Source organism: Pseudomonas kuykendallii (assembly GCF_900106975.1).
Taxonomy (GTDB): domain Bacteria; phylum Pseudomonadota; class Gammaproteobacteria; order Pseudomonadales; family Pseudomonadaceae; genus Pseudomonas_O; species Pseudomonas_O kuykendallii.
Genome location: NZ_FNNU01000001.1, coordinates 865,060 through 882,923 on the forward strand (window position 1 = coordinate 865,060; position 17,864 = coordinate 882,923).

Consider the following 17,864-nt stretch of genomic DNA (forward strand, 5'->3'; position numbering starts at 1 on the left):
ACTTTTTCAATGGCATCGAGGTAATTAACCGCTGCGCCGGAAGTGTTCTACGTCAGCGCCGCCACACACTCGCCAGCCAGGGTTGCTGGTCGCGCGGCAAGCCTTCGGGCCGGTAGTAGTGTTCCAGCTCGGTGAAGCCGGCGGCGGTGAGGTAGTCGCGCCAGCGCGCCCAGTCGTGCCAGGCGCCATAGCGTTCGCCGCTCCAGCCTTCGCGGTTGTCGCCGCGCGGGTTGGAGGCGAACAGTACGCCGCCGGGCTTGAGCGTGGCGTGCAGCTGGCGCAGCACGCGCGGTAGGTCGGCGCGCGGTACGTGGAACAGCGAGGCGTTGGCGAACACGCCGTCGAAGCGTTCCGGCGGCAGGTCGAGGGCGAGGAAATCCTGTTGCCAGACCTCGCAGCCGCTGTCGGCGCGGGCCATCTCGACGAAGCGCGCGGTGCCGTCGAGGCCGACCGGCGCGTGGCCGAGGGCCTTGAAGGTGCGCAGGTCGCGGCCCGGCCCGCAGCCGAAGTCGAGCAGCGCGAAGGGCGCCTCGGCCCGGATGTGGCGCAGCAGCGCGGCGATGTTCTGGCTGACGTCGTGATCGCGGGTACCCTCGCGAAAGCCTTCCGCGTTGCGCGCGTAGTGGGCGAGGGTCAGGCGGCTGATCGCGTCCTTGTCGTCGGCGTCCATCGGCTTACTTCTTCATCCATTTGCCATTGAGCTGGATGTATTGCCCGCTCGGGGTCTTGTCCAGCGCCTTCTTGCCGGCGATGGCCTCGACGTCGCCCAGGGCGATGCCGTTCTGCTTGGCCAGGCGCTGGTACTCGGCGCGGCGCGCCTGGTTGATCTGCGCGGCGATGTCCTCGGCCTGGCCGCCGGGCTTGACCACGCCGAGGTAACCGTCGGGTTGCTCGCCGAGCTGGCCGGCGGCCTTGGCGGCGCCGAGCGCGGACATCGCCTCGTTGAGGCTGAGGGCGAAGGTCGGAGTGGCCAGGCAGAGGGCCAGCAGGCTGGCTGCGAAGGTATGGCGAAGGCGCATGGCAAGTCTCCTAGAAAAGGCCGCTGGATTCGTCGAGGACGTTGTCCAGCGCCTTGTCGACCTTGATGTAGATCTCGTGCTCGATCTTCACGTTGAGGTTGATGTTGATCGGCTCGTTGGGCACCGCCAGTTGCACGGTGGGGGTACAACCGACGCCGGACAACAGCAGCAGGGCGACGGCGAGGATGTAGCGCTGAACCATCAGGGTTTCTCCTCGGTGGGCGACGCGGCCGGGCGCTGCAAACGCTCCTGCACCCGTCGCTGGATGGTTTCGCTGACCCGGCCGCTCAGTTGCAGGCTGGTCAGCAGGGCCGGAATGTCTTCTTCCAGGTTGATGTTGAAGTTGAACGGCCGGCCGCGTTCCAGGTCCGGATTGCGCCCGTTCAGGCGCAGGTTGAGCATCAGCTTGCCGGCCTCATCGTAACTGACCGCGCTGCTGAGCAGCTCGTAGCGAAAATCCTCCAGCGCGTCGGCCACCAGCTTCATCGCCGGGTTGGCCTGGGCCAGGGCGATGATCTTCGGCGAATGGAAGCGCAGCATGCCGCCCGGCGGCCGAGCCGCGACTTCACCCTGGTCGATGCGCAGCGCCTGGCCGTTCCAGTGCAGCGGCAGGCGCCCGTCGAGCACGCCGTCGCCACTCAAGCCTTCGGCCGGATAGGCGCGGAACAGTTCCGCCAGTTGCAGTCCCCGCAGCTGCAGCGGCAGATCGAGACCGGCCGCCGCCAGGTCGCCATTGCCGGACTCCAGCCACAGCCGGCCACCGAGCAGCGCGGTTTCCGCGCGCTGCCAGTCGAGCCGCCCGGCGGCGGGCCGTTGCAGGCTGGTGCGGTAACGTCCGGCAAAACGCAGCGGGCCGATCGCCAGGCCCGGATTGAGTTCGCCCAGGCGCAGGTCGGGCAGTTCCAGTTGCAGGGCCTTGTCGTTCAGGGTGACGCGCGCATCGCCGCTGAGCCCGGACAGCTCCACGCGGTCGTAGATGCCGCCGAGGTTCTGCGCGTTCAGCCCCAGGTCCAGTTCGGGCACGCCGTCGCGCAGGTCGAGTTGCGCATGGGCGCGCAGCCGGCCGTCGCCCAGTTCCAGCAGCGCCGGCCAGTCCGCCAGGGTCTTCGCCAGCGGGTTGCCGGCGCGCATGAACAGTTCCTGCACCTGCGCCTTCAGGTGCAGCGCGCCGCCGTAGGCGTAGTCGAGCTGCACCTGTGCGGGCAAACCGGCGTCGTTGCCCAGCGCGCCGTCCGCCTTCAGCGCGGCGAGGTCGCTGTCGAATTTGCCCTGCCAGCTCCAGCCCTGTGGCCGCAGGCTGGCCTGGCGCAGCTGGGTCGTTTGCAGACGTGCGGGACCTTGGGTGCGGAAGGTTTCCAGGCCGGCATCGGAATAGCCGGCGTCCAGCGTCACGCCGGCCAGCTTGGCGTCGAGCGCGTGCAGTTCCAGGGTCGACTGGCCGGCGTCGAGCAGGTCGACGCGTTCGCTGTGCACCTGCGCGGGGTTGCCCAGCAGCAGCCGCGCCTGCCGTTGATCGACCTGCCCGCTGAAGGCCAGGTCGAGGCCCGGCCGGCTCAGGCGCAGGCCGTCCAGCGCGAGCCCGGTGCTCTGGCCGCGCAGGCGCGCGCTGTCGATCTGCAGAACCCAGGGCGGCTGCGTGGCGCTGGCGAGCCTGGCTTCGAGGGTGGCGGCGAGCGCGCCCTGGCTGGCCAGTCGCAGATCGAAGGGCAGCAGGCCGTCGCTGCGCGGGCCTTCGGCCGGGACGATGCGCAGGTCCAGGCTGTCGGCGCGCAGGCCGGCGGGCAGCGCGTCGCGCCAACTGCCGGCGAGATTGTCCAGGTGCAGGCTGGCGCGCACTTCGCCGGGCAGCCAGTGGCCGCGATCCGCCGTGGCGCCCAGTTGCAGGTCGCCCTGGACCTGGCCGACGTCCGGCAGCGGCCAGGGCTGCGGCAGGTGCGCTTCGACCCGCGCGCTGCCGCTGGCGACGCCGAGGTCGCTGGCTCGCAGCGCGCCGGCGGGCAGCTGCAACTGCCAGTCGGCGGCCAGTTGCATGGCCTCCGGCGCCAGCGGCACCTGGCGTTCGCCGAGCAGCATCCATTCGCCGAGCCATTCCACCAGCCAGGGCGCCTCCTGCAGGTTGGGCACCGACAGCTGGCCGCTGAGCGACTGGCCGTCGGCGCTCGGCGCGAGGGCGACACGCAGGCTGGCGCGCGGCTGTTCGTCGATCGCCAGCCCCAGCGACAGCCGCGGCGCCTGGCGATCGCCTTCGAGCAGGCCGAGCAGCTGCACCTGGCGGCCGTCGCGTTCGAGGTTCGCCTCGAGGCTGGCCGGGAACACCGCGGCACCGGCGTGGCGCAGGCTCAGCGAACCCAGCAGGGCGCAACGCCCGGCGGCGCAGGGCAGGTTGGCGTCGATGCGCTGGATGTCGAAGCGCCGCGGCAGCCATGCCGGCAGCTCGGGCAGCGCCGCCAGGTCGAACGCCGCGGCCTCCCCGGCGTCGGCCTGCGCGGGCGTGTCGAGGTCGATGTTCAACTGGCCGATGCGCAGGCGTCCGCCGTCGCGCCAATCCAGCAGCAGGTCGTCGACGACCAGGTACAGCCGCGCGCCGTCAGCGCCGCGCCGCTGTAGCGACAGGCGCTGCGCCTGCACGCCGTCGGCGCCGATGCGCAGCCCGTTCAGGTCGAGGCGCTCGATGCCCTGGCCGTGCAGCAGCCGCGCCCAGACGAGGCTGAGCAGGGCCAGCAGCAGGAGCGCCAGCAACGCGGACCAGGCGGCGATGCGTCGGCGCGAGCGGCGTTTCGGGGGCAGGGCGGAAGCGGTCAGCGGAGTCACCGGGCGGTGGTGCGTGGGCGTTCAGGGTGGCGTGCGCGCCTCGCGAGATCAACCCGGAAAGCCGTTCTTCCATTCGCGCAGGGCGGCGAACACCGCCACCGGATCGGCCTGCTGGCAGCGGCTGAAACGTGCCGCGGCCTCGCGCACCCTGGCCTCGCCGGTGCGCAGGAACGGGTTGGTGGCGCGTTCGCAGGCGAGGTTGGACGGCAGGCTGATGCCGTCGTGGGCGCGGATCGCCTCGGTCTGTTCCAGCCGCTGGCGCAGTTCACGGTTGTCCGGTTCCACCGCGCAGGCGAAGCGCAGGTTGGCCAGGGTGTACTCGTGGGCGCAGAACACCTCGGTCTCGGCCGGCAGCGCGGCGAGACGGGTGAGGGAGTCGTGCATCTGTTGCGCGCTGCCCTCGAACAACCGCCCGCAGCCGCCGGCGAACAGGGTGTCGCCGCTGAACAGCCAGGGCCGCGCGCCTGCCGTGCCCGGCAGGAAGTAGGCGATGTGGTCGAGGGTATGGCCGGGTACGCCGATCACCTCGATGCGCTGGCCGAGCGCCGCGCAGAGGTCGCCGTCGTGCAGCGTCAGGTCGAGCGCGGGGATGCGCCCGCCGGCCGGGCCGATCACCCGGCAGCCGGTGCTGCGCTTGAGCGCCGCGATGCCGCCGGTGTGGTCGTCGTGATGATGGGTGACCAGGATGTCGGCGAGCTGCCAGCCCGGATTGCGTTGCAGCCAGTCCTGCACCGGCTCGGCGTCACCCGGATCGACCACCGCGCAACGCCGCTGGGCAACGTCCTGGAGCAGCCAGATGTAGTTGTCGGCGAAGGCGCGCAGGGCCTGGATGCTGAGCATGGCGGTTCTCCGGTCGGTGAGTGGCGTCCCGCAGCGGCGCGCGGGCGCCGCTGCGGGACGGTTCAGGCAGCATTGGTCTTCAGCGACTCGGCGATGTAGTCGGCCTGGCGGATCGCCAGGCTGACGATGGTCAGCGTCGGGTTCTCCGCCGCGCTGGTGGTGAACTGGCTGCCGTCGGAGATGAACAGGTTCGGTACCTCGTGGCTCTGCCCGTGCTTGTTGACCACGCCGTCGTCGGCCTTGGCGCTCATCCGGCAGGTGCCGAGGTTGTGCGTCGACGGGTACGGCGGCACGCGGTGAACCTTCTTCGCGCCGACCGCCTGGTACAGCGCCTCGCCCTGTTTGAACGCGTGCTCGCGCATGGCCAGGTCGTTCGGGTGGTCGTCGTAGTGGACGTTGGCCACCGGCATGCCGAAGGCGTCCTTGACGCCGTCGTTGAGGGTGACGCGGTTGCTCTCGCGCGGCATGTCCTCGCCCACCAGCCACATCCCGGCGAGGTGCGTGTAGCGGTCCATCACGCCGGTGAAGTCGCGGCCCCAGGCGCCGGGGTTGAAGAACGCCGCCATGAACGGCAGGCCGAGGGAGATGGTTTCCATCTCATAGCCGCCGGCGAAGCCGCGCGAGGTGTCGTGGCGGTTCTCGTCGCTGATGATGCCGGCCATGATGGTACCGCGGTAGAAGTGCACCTCTTCGTCGAACTCGGCGAACACCGACCCGGTGGTGTGGCGCATGTAGTGCTTGCCGACCATCCCGGCGCCGTTGCCGAGGCCGTGGGGGAACAGCGTCGAGGCCGAGTTGAGCAGGATGCGCGGCGTCTCGATGGCGTTGCCGGCCACCGCTACCACGCGCGCCTTCTGCCGCTGCAACTGGCCCTTGGCGTCGGCGTAGACCACCGCGCTGGCGCGGCCCCGGGCGTCGTGCTCGATGCGGATCACCTGGGATTCGGCGCGCAGTTCGAGCCTGCCGGTGGCTTCGGCGGCGGGGATCTCGGTGTACAGGGTCGACCATTTCGCACCCATCTTGCAGCCCTGGAAGCAGAAGCCCAGTTGCTGGCAGGAGGCGCGGCCGGCGCGCGGCTGGCTGTTGATCGCCATGCGCCCGGTGGAGCAGTGCTGGTAGCCAAGCTTCTGCGCGCCGGCGTACATCACCTTGAAGTTGTTGTTGCCGGGCAGGCCGGGGATATCGTTGGTGCGGGTCACGCCCATCTTGTCCTCGGCGCGGGCGTAGTAGGGCTCGAGTTCCGCGAGGGTTAGCGGCCAGTCCAGCAGCTGGGCGTCCTTGAGTTCGCCATAGGTCTCGCGGGCACGGAATTCGTGTTCCTGGAGGCGCAGGCTGGCCCCGGCCCAGTGCGTGGTGGTGCCGCCGACGGTCTTGCAGATCCACGCCGGCAGGTTGGGGAAGTCCCTGGCGATGCGCCAGCTGCCGGAGGTGGTGCGGGTGTCGCTCCAGGCCAGCTGGTTGAAGGAGGGCCATTCGTCGTTGACGAAGGTGCCCTGGTTCTGCCGCGCGCCGGCTTCCAGCAGCACCACCGGAATGCCCTTCTGGCAGAGTTCGTTGGCCAGGGTGCCGCCGCCGGCACCGGAGCCGATGATCACCACCACCGAATCGTCGTCATGCTGATAGGTCGTCATATCGGGTTCCTCAACCGTAGGGAGCGGGGCTGGCGTCGGCCGGCGGGTTGGGCAGCCAGGACAGGTCGTTGAAACCGCGGTGCAGGTAGCCGCCCTTGGGGAAAGAGGCGCCCTCGTAGCCGAAGTGGTGGTAGGCCAGCTCGTTGCTGTAGAGGGAGTTCACCGCGATGGCGCGCACCTGGGTGAAGAACGGCTGGTCCTGGATGGCTTCGAGGATCGCCACCTGGCGTGCCTCGTCGAGACGCGTCCAGTCGCCGCCGGCGCGCGCATCGAGGTCGGCGACGCCCTTCTTCAGCAGCTCGGCGAGGCCCGGATCGGCGGAGGCCTTGCTGTCGATGTCCTTCACCGTCAGCGCGTAGACCGCGTCTTCCATGTCGTCGTGGGGGTAGATGCGCCGCAGCATGGCGAGCAGGCGCTGGCCGGTGGCGCTGTCGAGGGTGGTCAGCTCCAGCGCCCAGCTCTGGCTGGGGGCGAGCAGGGCGATGGGTCCGGAGCTGAACAGCAGGGTTCCCATCAACAGACCGCCACTCCCCTGCAGGAAGCGGCGGCGACTCAGTGCGAGATCGCTCATCGGATTCTCCTTCTTCTTGTTTTTGTCAGGGGAAGGTCGCGAGGGCGCCTTCCTGCCGTGGAGATCATCCTAGGGCAGTTCGTTACGGCGGCTGGTAATAGCGAATTACTACAGTCGGGCAAACTGGCGGATATTTACCCGAGGGGTTATGGTCGAGACGCGAGCGGTCGCCTGACCGCGACGAACAACAGGCCTTGCCGGCGCGCCCGGCGAAGAAAAGGTCGTGAAACCGGAGTACAGCCACCATGTGCAATATCTACGTGTCGACCGATCCCAGCCTCTACGAATGCCAGACCCGCTCGGTGCGCATCCAGGGCGTGGTCACCAGCGTTCGTCTGGAAAACGAGTTCTGGTCGATCCTCGAGGAAATCGCCGCCGGCGAAGGCTACGGCGTGCCGCAATTCATCAACCAGGTCTACGAGGAAGTCATCCTGCGTCGCGGCGAGGTGAACAACCTGGCGTCGCTGCTGCGGGTGATCTGCACCGTATTCCTCGCCAACGGCCGCGAGTCCGCCGCCCCGGCGCAGCTGATCGCCCTCGCCCCGAACCGCGCCGTGAGCGGCGTGCGCCGCAGCGCCTGAGTAGCCGGGCGCCGGCGGCCTGGCCGGTGCTTCGCGGCGGATGTCGCATCGTAGTACCCGGTTGCTACCCCCGGGCGGGAGCGGATTTCTACACTGGCGCGGTGTTTTTTCCAGCGAGAGTCAAACCATGGCGTTCACCACCGAAACCCAGGCCGGCGTCTGCGCGACCCCGGATGCGGCCACCCAGGACTACGTGTTCAACCACAGCATGCTGCGGGTCAAGGACCCGGAGCGTTCGCTGGACTTCTACACCCGCGTCATGGGCATGCGCCTGCTGCGTCGGCTGGACTTCGAGGAAGGCCAGTTCTCGCTGTATTTCCTGGCGATGACCAAGGGCGAGACGGTGCCCGAAGAGGTTGGCGAGCGGCAGCGCTACACCTTCGGCCGGCAGAGCGTGCTGGAGCTGACCCACAACTGGGGCACCGAGAACGACGACTCCGCCTACCACAACGGCAACAGCGAGCCGCGCGGCTTCGGCCACATCTGCTTCGCGGTGCCCGACATCCGCGCCGCCTGCGCGCGCTTCGAGGAGCTGGGCGTGAACTTCGTCAAGCGCCTGGACACCGGCAAGATGAAGGACGTGGCGTTCATCAGCGACCCGGACAACTACTGGATCGAACTGGTGCAGCCGGACCTCAACACCGAACTCGGCCGCTGATCGAACCGGTCACGGTGCGCATGGCGCACCCTACGAGGACCGGTGCGTGCTTTCGTAGGGTGCGCCGCGCGCACCGATGCACGGGCTACCAGTCCTTGCCCAAGCCGAGCAGCTCCAGCGCCTGGCGTCGTAGCTCGACCAGGTGCGGGTCGTCGCGGTGGCGCGGGTAGTCGCGTGCCACCTGCAACTCCGCCAGCACCCGCGCCGGCCGGTCGCTGAACACCAGCACGCGGTCGGCCAGCAGCAACGCCTCCTCGACATCGTGGGTCACCAGCAGGCCGCTGTAGCCTTGCTGCTGCCAGAGGCGGATCAGCTCGCCCTGCATGGCGATGCGGGTCAGCGAGTCGAGCTTGCCCAGCGGCTCGTCGAGGATCAGCAGGCGCGGGTCGTTGACCAGCGCGCGGGCCAGCGCCACGCGCTGCGCCATGCCGCCGGAAAGCTGCCGCGGATAGGCCTGGGCGAACTCGCCGAGGCCGACCTTGGCCAGCGCCTCGTCGACCCGTCCGCGTTGCTGCCTGAGCAGGCCGCGCGCCTGCAGGCCGAGGGCGACGTTGTCCCACACCGTGCGCCACGGGTAGAGCGTCGGGTCCTGGAACACCACCACGCGCGACGGATCGGGCCCGGCGATCGGCGCGCCATCGGCCAGCAGCTCGCCGTGCTGCAGCGGCTCCAGCCCGGCGACCAGGCGCAGCAGGGTCGACTTGCCGCAACCGGACGGGCCGAGCAGGGCGACCATCTCCCCCGGCGCCACGCTCAGGTCCAGGCGCTGCAATACCGGCAGGCGCTCGCCCTTGAGTTCGAAGGCGTGCGCCAGGCCACGGATGTCCAGGCGCAGGCCGCGCTCGGTGGGGATCGGGGAACGCGCGGTGGCTACCATTTCATCGCTCCTTGCTGCCAGCTCAGGGCGCGGTCGCGGATCAGGAACAGCGCGCTGATCAGCCCGGAGCAGACCAGCGCCATGAGCAGCAGGGCGGCGTACATGTTGGCGTAGGCGGCCCAGCCCTGCGCCCATTGCAGGTACCAGCCGAGGCCGGCCTTCACGCCCATCATCTCCGCCACCACCAGCACCGAGAAGGAGGCGCCCAGGCCCATGAACAGGCCGACGAAGACATGCGGCAGCGCGGCGGGAATCGCCACCCGGCGGATCAGGAACCACGGGCTGGCGCCGAGGGTGCGCGCCACGTCGTAGTAGCCGCGCTCGACGCTGGCCACGCCGGACCAGGTCAGCACCGTGACCGGGAACCAGGTCGCCAGGGCGATGAGGAACACGCTGGCGCTCCAGCTCGACGGGAACAGGAAGAAGCACAGCGGCAGCAGCGCGGTGGAAGGCACCGGGCCGAGCAGGCGCAACACCGGATGCAGCCAGTAGCCGATGCGTCGCGACCAGCCGATCGAGACGCCGGCGAGAAAGCCGCAGCCCGCGCCGAATGCCACGCCGCTGCCGAGCAGCGCCAGCGAATGCAGCAGGCTTTCGCCCAGGCGCGCCCAATCCTCCAGGTAGACCTCCAGCAACGCCTGCGGCGGCGCGAAGAACGGCACCGGCAACCAGCCGAGCTTGGCGGTGAACAGTTGCCAGGCGCCGAGCAGCAGCGCCAGCGCCACCAGCCAGGGGCCGGCCGCGCGCAGGCGTGCCGGCACCCAGCGCCCGGCCAGCGCCAGGCCGGCCAGCAAGGCGGCGACGACGAAGCTCAGGCTCGCCAGCTCGGCGGTCAGCGGCCAGTCGCGGATCGCGTTGGGCAGCCGCGCGGTGAGCAGGCCCAGCCCGCCCCAGGCCGCGCCGGCGAGCAGCCCGGTGCGCCACAGCCGCGCGGGTGCCGGGCGTTCGCGGGCGGCGCTCCACTCAAGAGAAGACGTCGACATAGATGCTCTCCGCGAATTTTTGCGGGTCGGTGCTCGGCCGCAGCACGTCCACGTCCTTCAGGTCGCGGGCGTAGTAGGCGATCTCCTTGACGAAGGCCGGGCCGCTGGCGTGATGCGCGTGGGTGTGGTCCTTGAGGATCGCGCTTACTTCCTCGGGCGAGGTGTTCACCGCGTACTTGAGGAAGTCCTGGGCGACCACGTCCGGGTGCGCGGCGGCCCAGCTGTGCGCTTCGAGGATCGCCTGGGTCAGCGCCGCGGCGGCGGCCTTGTCCTGGCGCGCCAGGGTGCCGGTGACGCCGACCACGCAGCAGCTGAGCTGGCCGTATTCCTCGGCCAGGTTGGTCGACAGCTCGACGAAATCGCCGCCCTTGAGCAGGCGGTACATGAACGGGTCGCTGCCGCTCACCGCCTGCACTTCGCCCTTGTCCAGCGCGGTGCCGAGCAGGTCGGCCGGGTATTGCCGCCATTCCACGTCGCGTACCGGGTCCACCCCGTGGCGCTTGAGCATGATCGAGAAGAAGTTCTTGTCCGGGCTGGCCATGTCGGTGACGCCGATGGTCTTGCCCTTGAGCGCTTCCAGGTTGCTGGCGCCGCCGTTGGCCGCGGTGAGCAGGCGCAGGCAGCCGCCGTGGGTGCCGGCGGTGAGCTTGACGTCGAAGCCCTGCTCCAGCGCCTTCAGCCAGCGCAGCGCCATGCCGACGCCGGCGTCCGCCTTGCCGGTGGCGATGGCTTCGAGCAGCACTTCGGTTGAGTTGCCGAAGTTGACGAACTCCACGTCGAGGTTGTGCTTGCTGAAGAAACCCTGGGATTCGGCCACCGCCACCGGCGCCAGGCACACCGCGTTGAGGTTGATCGCCAGCTTCAGCTTGCGCCGCTCGGGCAGCACGAAGGAGCGTTCGGGCGCGGTCGCGCTGGCGGGGGAATGCTCATGCACGTGCTCGTCGGCCAGCGTGAAGCGGCCGAGCAGGGCGGCGGCGCCGGCGGTTCCGGCAAGGCCCAGCAGGCGGCGGCGGGATAGGGCGGAAAGGCGATTGTTGTCGAACGGTTTCATTTGACGTTCCTGTCGGTTTCGAGCGCGGCCTGCTGGCTGTTCAGCGTGAAGCTGCGGTCAAAGGTGGGGGTGACATCCAGCGGTTCCGGGATCAGCCCGCTGGCGTGGTAGAAATCGGCGGTGGCCTGCTGTTGTGCCAGGGTCTCCGCGTCCAGCGGCAGCCAGTGCAGCTTGCGGCGTTCGAACTGCAGGCGCGCGGCGTCCTCGGGGAAGCCGATGATCCGCGCCAGGCTGGCGCTGTAGCTGTCGAGGTTGCGGTAGGCCCAGCGCTGTGCGTCGGCCAGGCGCTGCAGGTAATCCTGCAGGGCGGCGCGGCGTGCCGGATCGGCCAGCGCCGCGTCGGTGGCGGCCAGGTAGCTGTTGCCGGCCCAGAGGCCGCGGCCGTTCACCACCACCTTGGCGTGGTCGGCGGTTTCCGCCAGCGCGGTGTAGGGTTCCCAGGTCGCCCAGGCGTCCACCGAGCCGTTGGCCAGGGCCATCTTGGCGTCCGCCGGGGTGAGGAAGCGCAGCTCGACGTCCTTCGCCGTCAGCCCGGCCGAGGCCAGCGCCTTGAGGGTGATGAAGTGGCCGATGGAGCCCTTGCCGGTGGCGATGCGCTTGCCCTTGAGATCCTGCGCGGCCTTCAGCGGCGAACCCTGGCGGGCGATGATCGCCGTGCCGTAGGGGTCGGATTTGTCCACCGCGATGGCCTTTACCTGGGCACCGGCGGCGAGGGCGAACAGCAGCGGCGCGTCGCCGATGATGCCGGCATCCACCGCGCCGGCGTTGAGCGCCTCGGCGAGCGGCGCGGCGGCGGGGAATTCCGCCCATTCGATGCGGTACGGCAGGTCGCGCAGCGCGTCGGCGGCTTCCAGCTGGGCGCGCATGTTGCCCTTCTGGTCGGCGATGCGCAGGGTCGGAACCTCGGCGGCGAGGGCGATGGCGCTGGCCGTCAGTGACAGCAGCAGGCCGACGGTGGCGAGTAGGGGATGACGCATGGACGGATCTCCGGTTGGCCGTGGCCAGGAAAAGGGGAGTCGGTCCGCGCGTGCGGTCTCGAGGGAAAGTGCCGGCGGCTCGCCGGCGCGGTTCACAGGGTGGCGAAGGCTGCCTTGCCGGCCGCCAGCCAGACGCTGTCCGGCTGCGGCGTGTGCACGCGGCCGCAGAGCAGGTTGCGGTAGTGCCGTTGCAGCGGATTGGCGTGTTCCAGCGCGTGGTTGCCGGCCAGCTCCAGGCCGCGGCGCACGGCGTCGATGGCGTTGTCGATGACATTCACCTTGATCTGCCCCAGCTCGCCGACGCTCAGCGCCGGATCGTCCGAGCCGCGTAGTTGCAGGCGATTGCTCAGCAGCAGCGCATCGATGCGACCGACCGCTTCCTGCACCCGCGGCAGGCTCGACAGCGGCGCGCCGAGGCTGCCCGGCACGCGCCGCGCCAGCCAGCCGAGCAGGTCGTCGCGGGCGGCGCGGGCGACACCGTCGTAGAGCGCGGCGAGGAGGATCGCGTTGTCGCCCTGGAAGGCGGCGACAGCGGCGTCGTCGATACCCGGCTGGTGCGCGAAGGGCTGCACGTCGACCGCGCTGTCGGGCGGCAGCTGCACATCCTCGAAGATCACCTCGTGGCTGCCGGTGGCGCGCATGCCCAGGTGGTCCCAGCTCTCGATCACGCGGATGCCCGGCGTGTCGCGGTGCACCAGCCAGCCGCCGACCAGCGGCTGCGGATCGTCGCTGCGCGCCCACACCAGCAGCCAGGTCAGCCCTGCGATGCCGGTCGTGTAGAGCTTGTGCCCGCTCAGCCGCCAGCCGTCCGGGTGGCGCCGGGCGAGGGTCTGCGGCAGGCCGCCGCGCGCCGGCGAGCCGAGTTCCGGCTCGACGCGAAAGGCGTTGATCAGCGCGCCGTCGCTCACCGATTCGCGCAGCACGCGCTCCAGCAGCGGCCGAGGCGACGTGGCATTGCGCTGCAGGCGGCGCAGGTTGATGTACTGCATGGCCAGCAGCAGCGCGGTGGAGGGCTCGCCTCGCGCCACCTCGCCGATCACCTCGCGCAGCCGGCTGCGCTCCGCCTCGTCGCCGCCGAAACGTCGCGCCGTGGCCAGGCCGAGCAGCCCGGCGCCGCGCAGCAGCGCCAGGTTGGCGTGGGGAAACTCGGCATCGCGGTCGAGCTGCGCGGCGCTGGCGGCGAGTGTCGCGCAAAGGGCGTCCAGCGCCTGCGCGTCCGTTATCGGCGCGACGGGTTCGGCCTTGCGTAGCGCCTGGCTCACGCGCGTGCTCCCCGGTCGTTGCGGGCGTCGCGTTCGGCGACCTTGGCGCGGGTCAGCGGCAGCAGTTCGCGGCCGTATTCGATGGCGTCGTTGAGCGGGTCGAAACCGCGCACGAGGAAATGCGTGACGCCGAGGTCGTAGTAGTCGAGCAGCGCATCGGCGACCTGCTCGGCGGTGCCGACCAGCGCGGTGGAGTTGTGCCCGCCGCCGACCAGCGCGGCCACGCCGGTCCACAGCCGCTTGTCCAGGCGATCGCCCTTTTCCACCGCCTGCAGCAGGCGTTGGGCGCCGGTGCTCTGCGGCTTCGGCTTGGGAAACGGGTTGCCGCCCTGGATCAACTGCTCGCGGGTTGCCGCGCGAATCCGTTCGGCCTTGGCCCAGGCTTCTTCTTCGGTGGCGCCGAGGATCGGCCGGAACGACACGCTGAACTCCACACGACGGCCATGCTTGCCGGCCTCCCTGCGCACGGCGGCGATGGTGTCGCGCACCTGGTCCAGGGATTCGCCCCAGAGCATGTACACGTCGGCGTGCTTGCCGGCGACCTTCAGCGCCGCCGGCGAGGAGCCGCCGAAGAAGATCGGCAGGTGCGGTTTCTGCAGCGGCTTGATCGCCGAGAACGCCTGCTCGGCCTGGTAATAGGTGCCCTGGTGGTCGAAGGGCCGCTCGCTTTGCCAGACGCGGCGCACCACGTCGAGGAACTCGTCGGTGCGCGCATAGCGCTCGTCGTGGCTGAGGAAATCGCCGTCGCGACGCTGCTCGGCATCGCTGCCGCCGGAAATCACGTTCACCGCCAGACGGCCGTCGAGCAGGTGCTCGAGGGTTGCCAGCTTGCGCGCGGCAAGGGTCGGGGCGACGAAACCGGGGCGGTGCGCGAGCAGCAGGCCGACCTTCGAGGTGGCCAGCCCGGCCAGCGCGGTGACCAGGAAACCGTCCGGCTGATCCGACCAGTAGCCGACCAGCAGGCGGTCGAAGCCGGCCGCCTCGTGGGCCTGCGCGGCGGCGGTGATGTACTGCTTGTCGAACACCGGACCGACGGCGGGAATGATTTCCGAGGACAGCCGGTGGCCGATCATGCCGAGAAACTGAACGCTCATGCTAAGTGCTCCCTGGTGTGTCGCCGGCCTTCAGTGGAAGGCGGCGGTGAATGAGGTGTCGATCACGCCACTGAAATCGAACGGCTTGGGCAGCGCGCCGGTCTTGGCGAGGAAATCGGCGGTCGCCTGGTAATCGGCGGCGGCCTGGGTGTCGACCGGCTCGATGGTCATGTGCGCCTGGTCGATCCAGTGCCGCGACACGGCCTGGTCGAGGTTGGCCTTCTTCGCCCAGAGGTCGGCGTAGGCCTGGCGGTTGGCCTCGACCCAGGCACGCGCCTTCTGCAGCCGGCCGAGGAAATCGGCGATCGCGGCGCGCTTGGGTTCCAGGGAGTTGGCGTTGGCGGCGATGCTCGACAGGCCGGGCATCAGGTTGCGCGCGGTGATGATCGGCCGCGCGCCGGAGAAGACGATCTGCTGCGAGATGTAGGGTTCCCAGACCGGGAAGGCATCGATGCTGCCCTGCGGCAGCGCCGCGGCGGCGTCGATCGGCATCAGTTTGACGAACTCCACGTAGTCGTTCGGCAGGTCGGCCTTCTCCAGCGCGCGCAGGGTCAGCTGCTGGCTCCAGGCGCCGGGCCAGTAGGCGACCTTCTTGCCCTTCAGGTCCTCGATGCTTTTCGCCGGCGAGTCCTTCGGCACCAGCAGCGCGATGGTGTCCGGGTTCTGCCGCGAGACGCCGATCAGCTTCACCGGCGCGCCCTTGGCGGCGAGGAAGATGAAGCCCGAGTCGCCGAGGAAGCCCAGGTCGAGGGCGCCGGCATCCAGACCCTCGGCCACCGGCGCGGCGGACTGGAAGTGCTTCCAGTCCACCGTGTAGGGCGCGCCTTCGAGCACGCCCGAGGCTTCCACCGAGGCGCGCACGTTGTAGTAGTTCTGATCGCCGACGCGCAGGGTGATCTGTTCGGCGGCCTGTGCCAGGGGCGTCAGCAGGACGAGTGTGGCGAGTGCGTGGAGCAGCTTCATGCGATTCATGTCCCTTGATCAGCCGGCGTGGCGACGTTGCAGGCCGGCAATGCGTTCGCGGATGGCCGGGATCAGTTCCCGGCCGTAGAGGAGGGCATCGTCCAGCGGATCGAAACCGCGGATGAGGAAGGTCGAGGCGCCGCGCAGGTGATATTCGCCGAGGGCTTCGGCGACCTGCTCGGCGGTGCCGACCAGCGCGGTGGAGTTCCACTGCGCGCCGGTCAGCTGGGCGATGCCGGTCCACAGGCGTTGATCCAGCACGTCGCCGCGCCGGGCCGCGGCCAGCAGGCGCTGCGAGCCGACGTTGGCCGGGGCGTGGTCGTTCAGCGGCAGGCCGAGGCGCGCGCGGTTCTCGCGCACCCGTTCGAGGATTTCGGCGGCGCGTTTCCAGGCGGCTTCCTCGGTGTCGGCGACGATCGGCCGGAACGACACCGAGATGCGCGGGCTGCGGCCCTGGCGCTGCGCCGCCGCGCGGACCTTCTGCACGTGGGCGGCGAAGTCGGCCAGCGGCTCGCCCCAGAGCATGTAGGTGTCGGCGTGGCGCGCGGCGACCTCGACGGCGGCGTCCGAGGAGCCGCTGAAGTAGATCGGGATATGCGGCTTCTGCTGGGTGCGCACGTTCGGCAGCGCGCCGTCGAAACGGTAGAAGCGCCCGTGGTGATCGACCGGTGCTTGCGCGGTCCAGATCGTCTTCAACACCTGCAGGTATTCGTCGGTGCGGGCGTAGCGCGCGTCGTGGTCGAGGTAGTCGCCGTCGCGCCGCTGGTCGGCATCGCTGCCGCCGCTGATCACGTTGAGCGCCACGCGGCCGTTGCTGAACTGGTCCAGCGTCGCCAGTTGCCGGGCGGCCAGCGGCGGCGCGATCACCCCCGGCCGGTAGGCCAGCAGGATGCCCAGGCGCTCGGTGGCGGCGGCGATGAACGCGCTGACCACGGCGCCTTCCGCACCGTTGGAGAAGTAGCCCACCAGCGCGCGGTCGAAGCCGGCGCTCTCGTGGGCCTGGGCGAAGCGGCGGACGAAGTCGGCGTCCACCGCCGCACCGAGTGGCTGGTCGACCTCGGCGCTGGGCGTCGCGGTGATCATGCCGATGATTTCCACGCTCATGCGTGTGCTCCTGTTGGTTTGGACTGCTACTGCGCTATTTCCATATAAGGAAATGAAAACGCCTAACGAGCGCTTATAAGCTAGTCGCAAGCCAATCAGGATGGAAATTCATTTTAGGCATATTCTAATATGCTAATCGCGCAACTGAGGCGTGGGTGGTTATGTGCCGGGTGCTGCGTGCGTGCACGGCTACTCCGTGCTGCATCGGTGGTGCGCGCGGCGCACCCTACGGTCAGGCTTCACGGGGAGTCAGGACGTGCGCCGTAGGGTGCGCCATGCGCACCGGCTCTTCGGCGCGGCTCCAGCGGTGCGCGCGGCGCACCCTACGAGGGGCACCGAGCGTCAGGCAGTACGCCGTAGGGTGCGCCATGCGCACCGGCTCTTCGGCGTTGCCCGGAGGTGCGCGCGGCGCACCCTACGGGGCTTCACCGGGAGTCAGGAAGTACGTCGTTGGGTGCGCCATGCGCACCGACTCTTCGGTGCGGCTCCGATGGTGCGCGCGGCGCACCCTACGGTTGGAGGATGCTCAGGCTGCGTCGGCCGGTGCCGCCAGGCGTTGTGCCACGGATTCGCCGAAGCGTTCGACGGCGCCCTGCAGGTTGCCGAGGAAGGCGGCGTGCAGCAGCCAGAGGTCGATCATCGGCTTGAAGTCGACCACGTTGAGCACGTCGAGGGCGTCGCGGTGGTGGCTGTCCTGCAGCAGCGGCAGCGGCACCAGACCCAGGCCCATGCCGTTGGCGACCAGGCTCAGCTGGAGGTCGGTGCCGAAGATTTCCAGGTTCACCTTGAGGTTCAGGCCCTGCTCGGCCAGCGCCCGCTGCAGGCCGGCGCGGAAGCCGCAGCCGTCGGGGTTGAGCACGAAGCCGCGGGCCTGGCAGTCGGCCAACCGGTAGCTGCGCCTGGGCGCCGAGCCGCGCGCGGCGACGATGACCAGGCCCATACGCGCCAGCGAACGGCCAACGATGCCCTCGGGGAACTGCTTGCCGGCCGGGAACAGCGCGGCGGCGGCGTCCAGTTCGTCGTTCTCCAGCTTCTTCATCAGGCTCGCGCCCCAGCCGTTGGAGACCTGCACCTGCAGGTCCGGGTAGCTGCCGCGCAACGCCTGCAGGGCTTCGAGCAGCGCGCTGTCGCCGATCGTCTGCGGCACGCCGAGGCGCAGCGCGCCGCTGGGCATGGCGTCCTGCGCCACCAGATCGCGCAGCGAATCGAGCTCGCGCAGCACCACGCGGCAGCGCTCGTACACGCGCAGGCCGATGGCGGTGGGCTTGAGCGGCTTGGTGTTGCGGTCCAGCAGCGCCACGCCGAGGGTTTCCTCGAAGTTCTGCAGGCGCCGGGTCACGGCCGACTGGGTCAGCTGCAGGGATTCCGCCGCCTGGTTCAGCGACTGCAGGCGGACCACCGCGACAAAGGCATCGATATCATCAATTTTCATGCTGGATTCG

General features: G+C 69.8%; 18 protein-coding genes. 2 read left to right on the forward strand and 16 right to left on the reverse strand.

Features of this window, described 5'->3' with window-relative positions:
- Positions 1-52: 52 nt before the first annotated feature.
- The 7 genes from BLV15_RS03905 to BLV15_RS03935 form a co-directional block, all read right to left on the reverse strand.
- A complete protein-coding gene (locus BLV15_RS03905; RefSeq protein WP_090224785.1) occupies positions 53-670 on the reverse strand; it encodes a class I SAM-dependent methyltransferase in 618 nt (205 codons plus the stop codon).
- 4 nt (positions 671-674) lie between these two features.
- Entirely contained in the window at positions 675-1,019 is a 345-nt protein-coding gene (locus BLV15_RS03910; protein ID WP_090224787.1) for a YdbL family probable chaperone protein, read from the reverse strand.
- A gap of 10 nt (positions 1,020-1,029) precedes the next feature.
- Positions 1,030-1,221: a YnbE family lipoprotein gene (locus tag BLV15_RS03915; RefSeq protein WP_090224789.1), complete on the reverse strand. Its 192-nt coding sequence runs from the start codon at positions 1,219-1,221 to the stop codon at positions 1,030-1,032.
- Positions 1,221-3,830 (reverse strand): intermembrane phospholipid transport YdbH family protein, encoded by a 2,610-nt coding sequence (locus BLV15_RS03920; protein ID WP_090224790.1) that lies wholly within the window; start codon positions 3,828-3,830, stop codon positions 1,221-1,223. Before BLV15_RS03920 ends, BLV15_RS03915 begins: the two co-directional genes overlap by 1 nt.
- Positions 3,831-3,878: 48 nt before the next feature.
- Positions 3,879-4,670, reverse strand: coding sequence for a hydroxyacylglutathione hydrolase (gene gloB, locus BLV15_RS03925; RefSeq protein ID WP_090224792.1), 792 nt, complete (start codon positions 4,668-4,670; stop codon positions 3,879-3,881).
- Between the two features lie 62 nt (positions 4,671-4,732).
- Positions 4,733-6,301, reverse strand: coding sequence for a GMC family oxidoreductase (locus tag BLV15_RS03930; protein WP_090224794.1), 1,569 nt, complete (start codon positions 6,299-6,301; stop codon positions 4,733-4,735).
- A gap of 10 nt (positions 6,302-6,311) precedes the next feature.
- Positions 6,312-6,872, reverse strand: a complete 561-nt coding sequence (locus tag BLV15_RS03935; protein ID WP_090224796.1) for a twin-arginine translocation signal domain-containing protein — start codon at positions 6,870-6,872, stop codon at positions 6,312-6,314.
- Between the two features lie 245 nt (positions 6,873-7,117).
- On the opposite strand from BLV15_RS03935, the gene BLV15_RS03940 reads away from it, so the two are divergent.
- Together BLV15_RS03940 and gloA are read left to right on the forward strand one after the other, a co-directional pair.
- The gene (locus tag BLV15_RS03940) at positions 7,118-7,453 is read left to right on the forward strand and encodes a ribbon-helix-helix domain-containing protein (RefSeq protein WP_090224798.1); all 336 of its coding nucleotides are present in this window, start codon (positions 7,118-7,120) and stop codon (positions 7,451-7,453) included.
- A gap of 127 nt (positions 7,454-7,580) precedes the next feature.
- On the forward strand, positions 7,581-8,111 hold the full coding sequence (gene gloA / locus BLV15_RS03945; protein ID WP_090224800.1) for a lactoylglutathione lyase: 531 nt from the start codon (positions 7,581-7,583) through the stop codon (positions 8,109-8,111).
- Positions 8,112-8,196: 85 nt separating this feature from the next.
- Here gloA and BLV15_RS03950 read toward each other — a convergent pair whose 3' ends face one another.
- The 9 genes from BLV15_RS03950 to BLV15_RS03990 all read right to left on the reverse strand — a co-directional run bounded on the left by BLV15_RS03950 (position 8,197) and on the right by BLV15_RS03990 (position 17,854).
- Entirely contained in the window at positions 8,197-8,988 is a 792-nt protein-coding gene (locus BLV15_RS03950) for an ABC transporter ATP-binding protein (RefSeq protein WP_090224801.1), read from the reverse strand.
- Positions 8,982-9,971 (reverse strand): ABC transporter permease, encoded by a 990-nt coding sequence (locus BLV15_RS03955; protein WP_090224803.1) that lies wholly within the window; start codon positions 9,969-9,971, stop codon positions 8,982-8,984. Before BLV15_RS03955 ends, BLV15_RS03950 begins: the two co-directional genes overlap by 7 nt.
- Complete coding sequence (locus BLV15_RS03960) at positions 9,952-11,022, reverse strand: ABC transporter substrate-binding protein (RefSeq protein WP_090224805.1); 1,071 nt, start codon at positions 11,020-11,022, stop codon at positions 9,952-9,954. The genes BLV15_RS03955 and BLV15_RS03960 overlap by 20 nt, the downstream gene beginning before the upstream one ends.
- Complete coding sequence (locus BLV15_RS03965) at positions 11,019-11,999, reverse strand: ABC transporter substrate-binding protein (protein WP_090224807.1); 981 nt, start codon at positions 11,997-11,999, stop codon at positions 11,019-11,021. Before BLV15_RS03965 ends, BLV15_RS03960 begins: the two co-directional genes overlap by 4 nt.
- 92 nt (positions 12,000-12,091) lie before the next feature.
- The gene (locus BLV15_RS03970; RefSeq protein WP_090224809.1) at positions 12,092-13,261 is read right to left on the reverse strand and encodes an acyl-CoA dehydrogenase family protein; all 1,170 of its coding nucleotides are present in this window, start codon (positions 13,259-13,261) and stop codon (positions 12,092-12,094) included.
- Complete coding sequence (locus BLV15_RS03975; RefSeq protein ID WP_090224811.1) at positions 13,258-14,355, reverse strand: LLM class flavin-dependent oxidoreductase; 1,098 nt, start codon at positions 14,353-14,355, stop codon at positions 13,258-13,260. The genes BLV15_RS03970 and BLV15_RS03975 overlap by 4 nt, the downstream gene beginning before the upstream one ends.
- Positions 14,356-14,385: 30 nt before the next feature.
- Positions 14,386-15,318 carry an ABC transporter substrate-binding protein gene (locus BLV15_RS03980; protein ID WP_090224812.1) on the reverse strand — a complete coding sequence of 311 codons (933 nt, stop codon included), beginning with the start codon at positions 15,316-15,318 and terminating at the stop codon, positions 14,386-14,388.
- Between the two features lie 18 nt (positions 15,319-15,336).
- A complete protein-coding gene (locus tag BLV15_RS03985; RefSeq protein ID WP_090225200.1) occupies positions 15,337-16,401 on the reverse strand; it encodes an LLM class flavin-dependent oxidoreductase in 1,065 nt (354 codons plus the stop codon).
- A 547-nt stretch (positions 16,402-16,948) separates the two neighbouring features.
- Positions 16,949-17,854, reverse strand: coding sequence for a LysR family transcriptional regulator (locus tag BLV15_RS03990; protein WP_090224814.1), 906 nt, complete (start codon positions 17,852-17,854; stop codon positions 16,949-16,951).
- Between the last annotated feature and the right edge of the window lie 10 nt (positions 17,855-17,864).

Coding starts and splice junctions, on each gene's coding strand:
- BLV15_RS03985 (WP_090225200.1), bottom strand. CDS start 16,401: ATGATCACCGCGACGCCCAGCGCCGAGGTCGACCAGCCACTCGGTGCG.
- BLV15_RS03980 (WP_090224812.1), bottom strand. CDS start 15,318: ATGAAGCTGCTCCACGCACTCGCCACACTCGTCCTGCTGACGCCCCTG.
- BLV15_RS03905 (WP_090224785.1), bottom strand. CDS start 670: ATGGACGCCGACGACAAGGACGCGATCAGCCGCCTGACCCTCGCCCAC.
- BLV15_RS03950 (WP_090224801.1), bottom strand. CDS start 8,988: ATGGTAGCCACCGCGCGTTCCCCGATCCCCACCGAGCGCGGCCTGCGC.
- BLV15_RS03965 (WP_090224807.1), bottom strand. CDS start 11,999: ATGCGTCATCCCCTACTCGCCACCGTCGGCCTGCTGCTGTCACTGACG.
- gloA (WP_090224800.1), top strand. CDS start 7,581: ATGGCGTTCACCACCGAAACCCAGGCCGGCGTCTGCGCGACCCCGGAT.
- gloB (WP_090224792.1), bottom strand. CDS start 4,670: ATGCTCAGCATCCAGGCCCTGCGCGCCTTCGCCGACAACTACATCTGG.
- BLV15_RS03935 (WP_090224796.1), bottom strand. CDS start 6,872: ATGAGCGATCTCGCACTGAGTCGCCGCCGCTTCCTGCAGGGGAGTGGC.
- BLV15_RS03930 (WP_090224794.1), bottom strand. CDS start 6,301: ATGACGACCTATCAGCATGACGACGATTCGGTGGTGGTGATCATCGGC.
- BLV15_RS03940 (WP_090224798.1), top strand. CDS start 7,118: ATGTGCAATATCTACGTGTCGACCGATCCCAGCCTCTACGAATGCCAG.
- BLV15_RS03960 (WP_090224805.1), bottom strand. CDS start 11,022: ATGAAACCGTTCGACAACAATCGCCTTTCCGCCCTATCCCGCCGCCGC.
- BLV15_RS03975 (WP_090224811.1), bottom strand. CDS start 14,355: ATGAGCGTTCAGTTTCTCGGCATGATCGGCCACCGGCTGTCCTCGGAA.
- BLV15_RS03910 (WP_090224787.1), bottom strand. CDS start 1,019: ATGCGCCTTCGCCATACCTTCGCAGCCAGCCTGCTGGCCCTCTGCCTG.
- BLV15_RS03990 (WP_090224814.1), bottom strand. CDS start 17,854: ATGAAAATTGATGATATCGATGCCTTTGTCGCGGTGGTCCGCCTGCAG.
- BLV15_RS03955 (WP_090224803.1), bottom strand. CDS start 9,971: ATGTCGACGTCTTCTCTTGAGTGGAGCGCCGCCCGCGAACGCCCGGCA.
- BLV15_RS03915 (WP_090224789.1), bottom strand. CDS start 1,221: ATGGTTCAGCGCTACATCCTCGCCGTCGCCCTGCTGCTGTTGTCCGGC.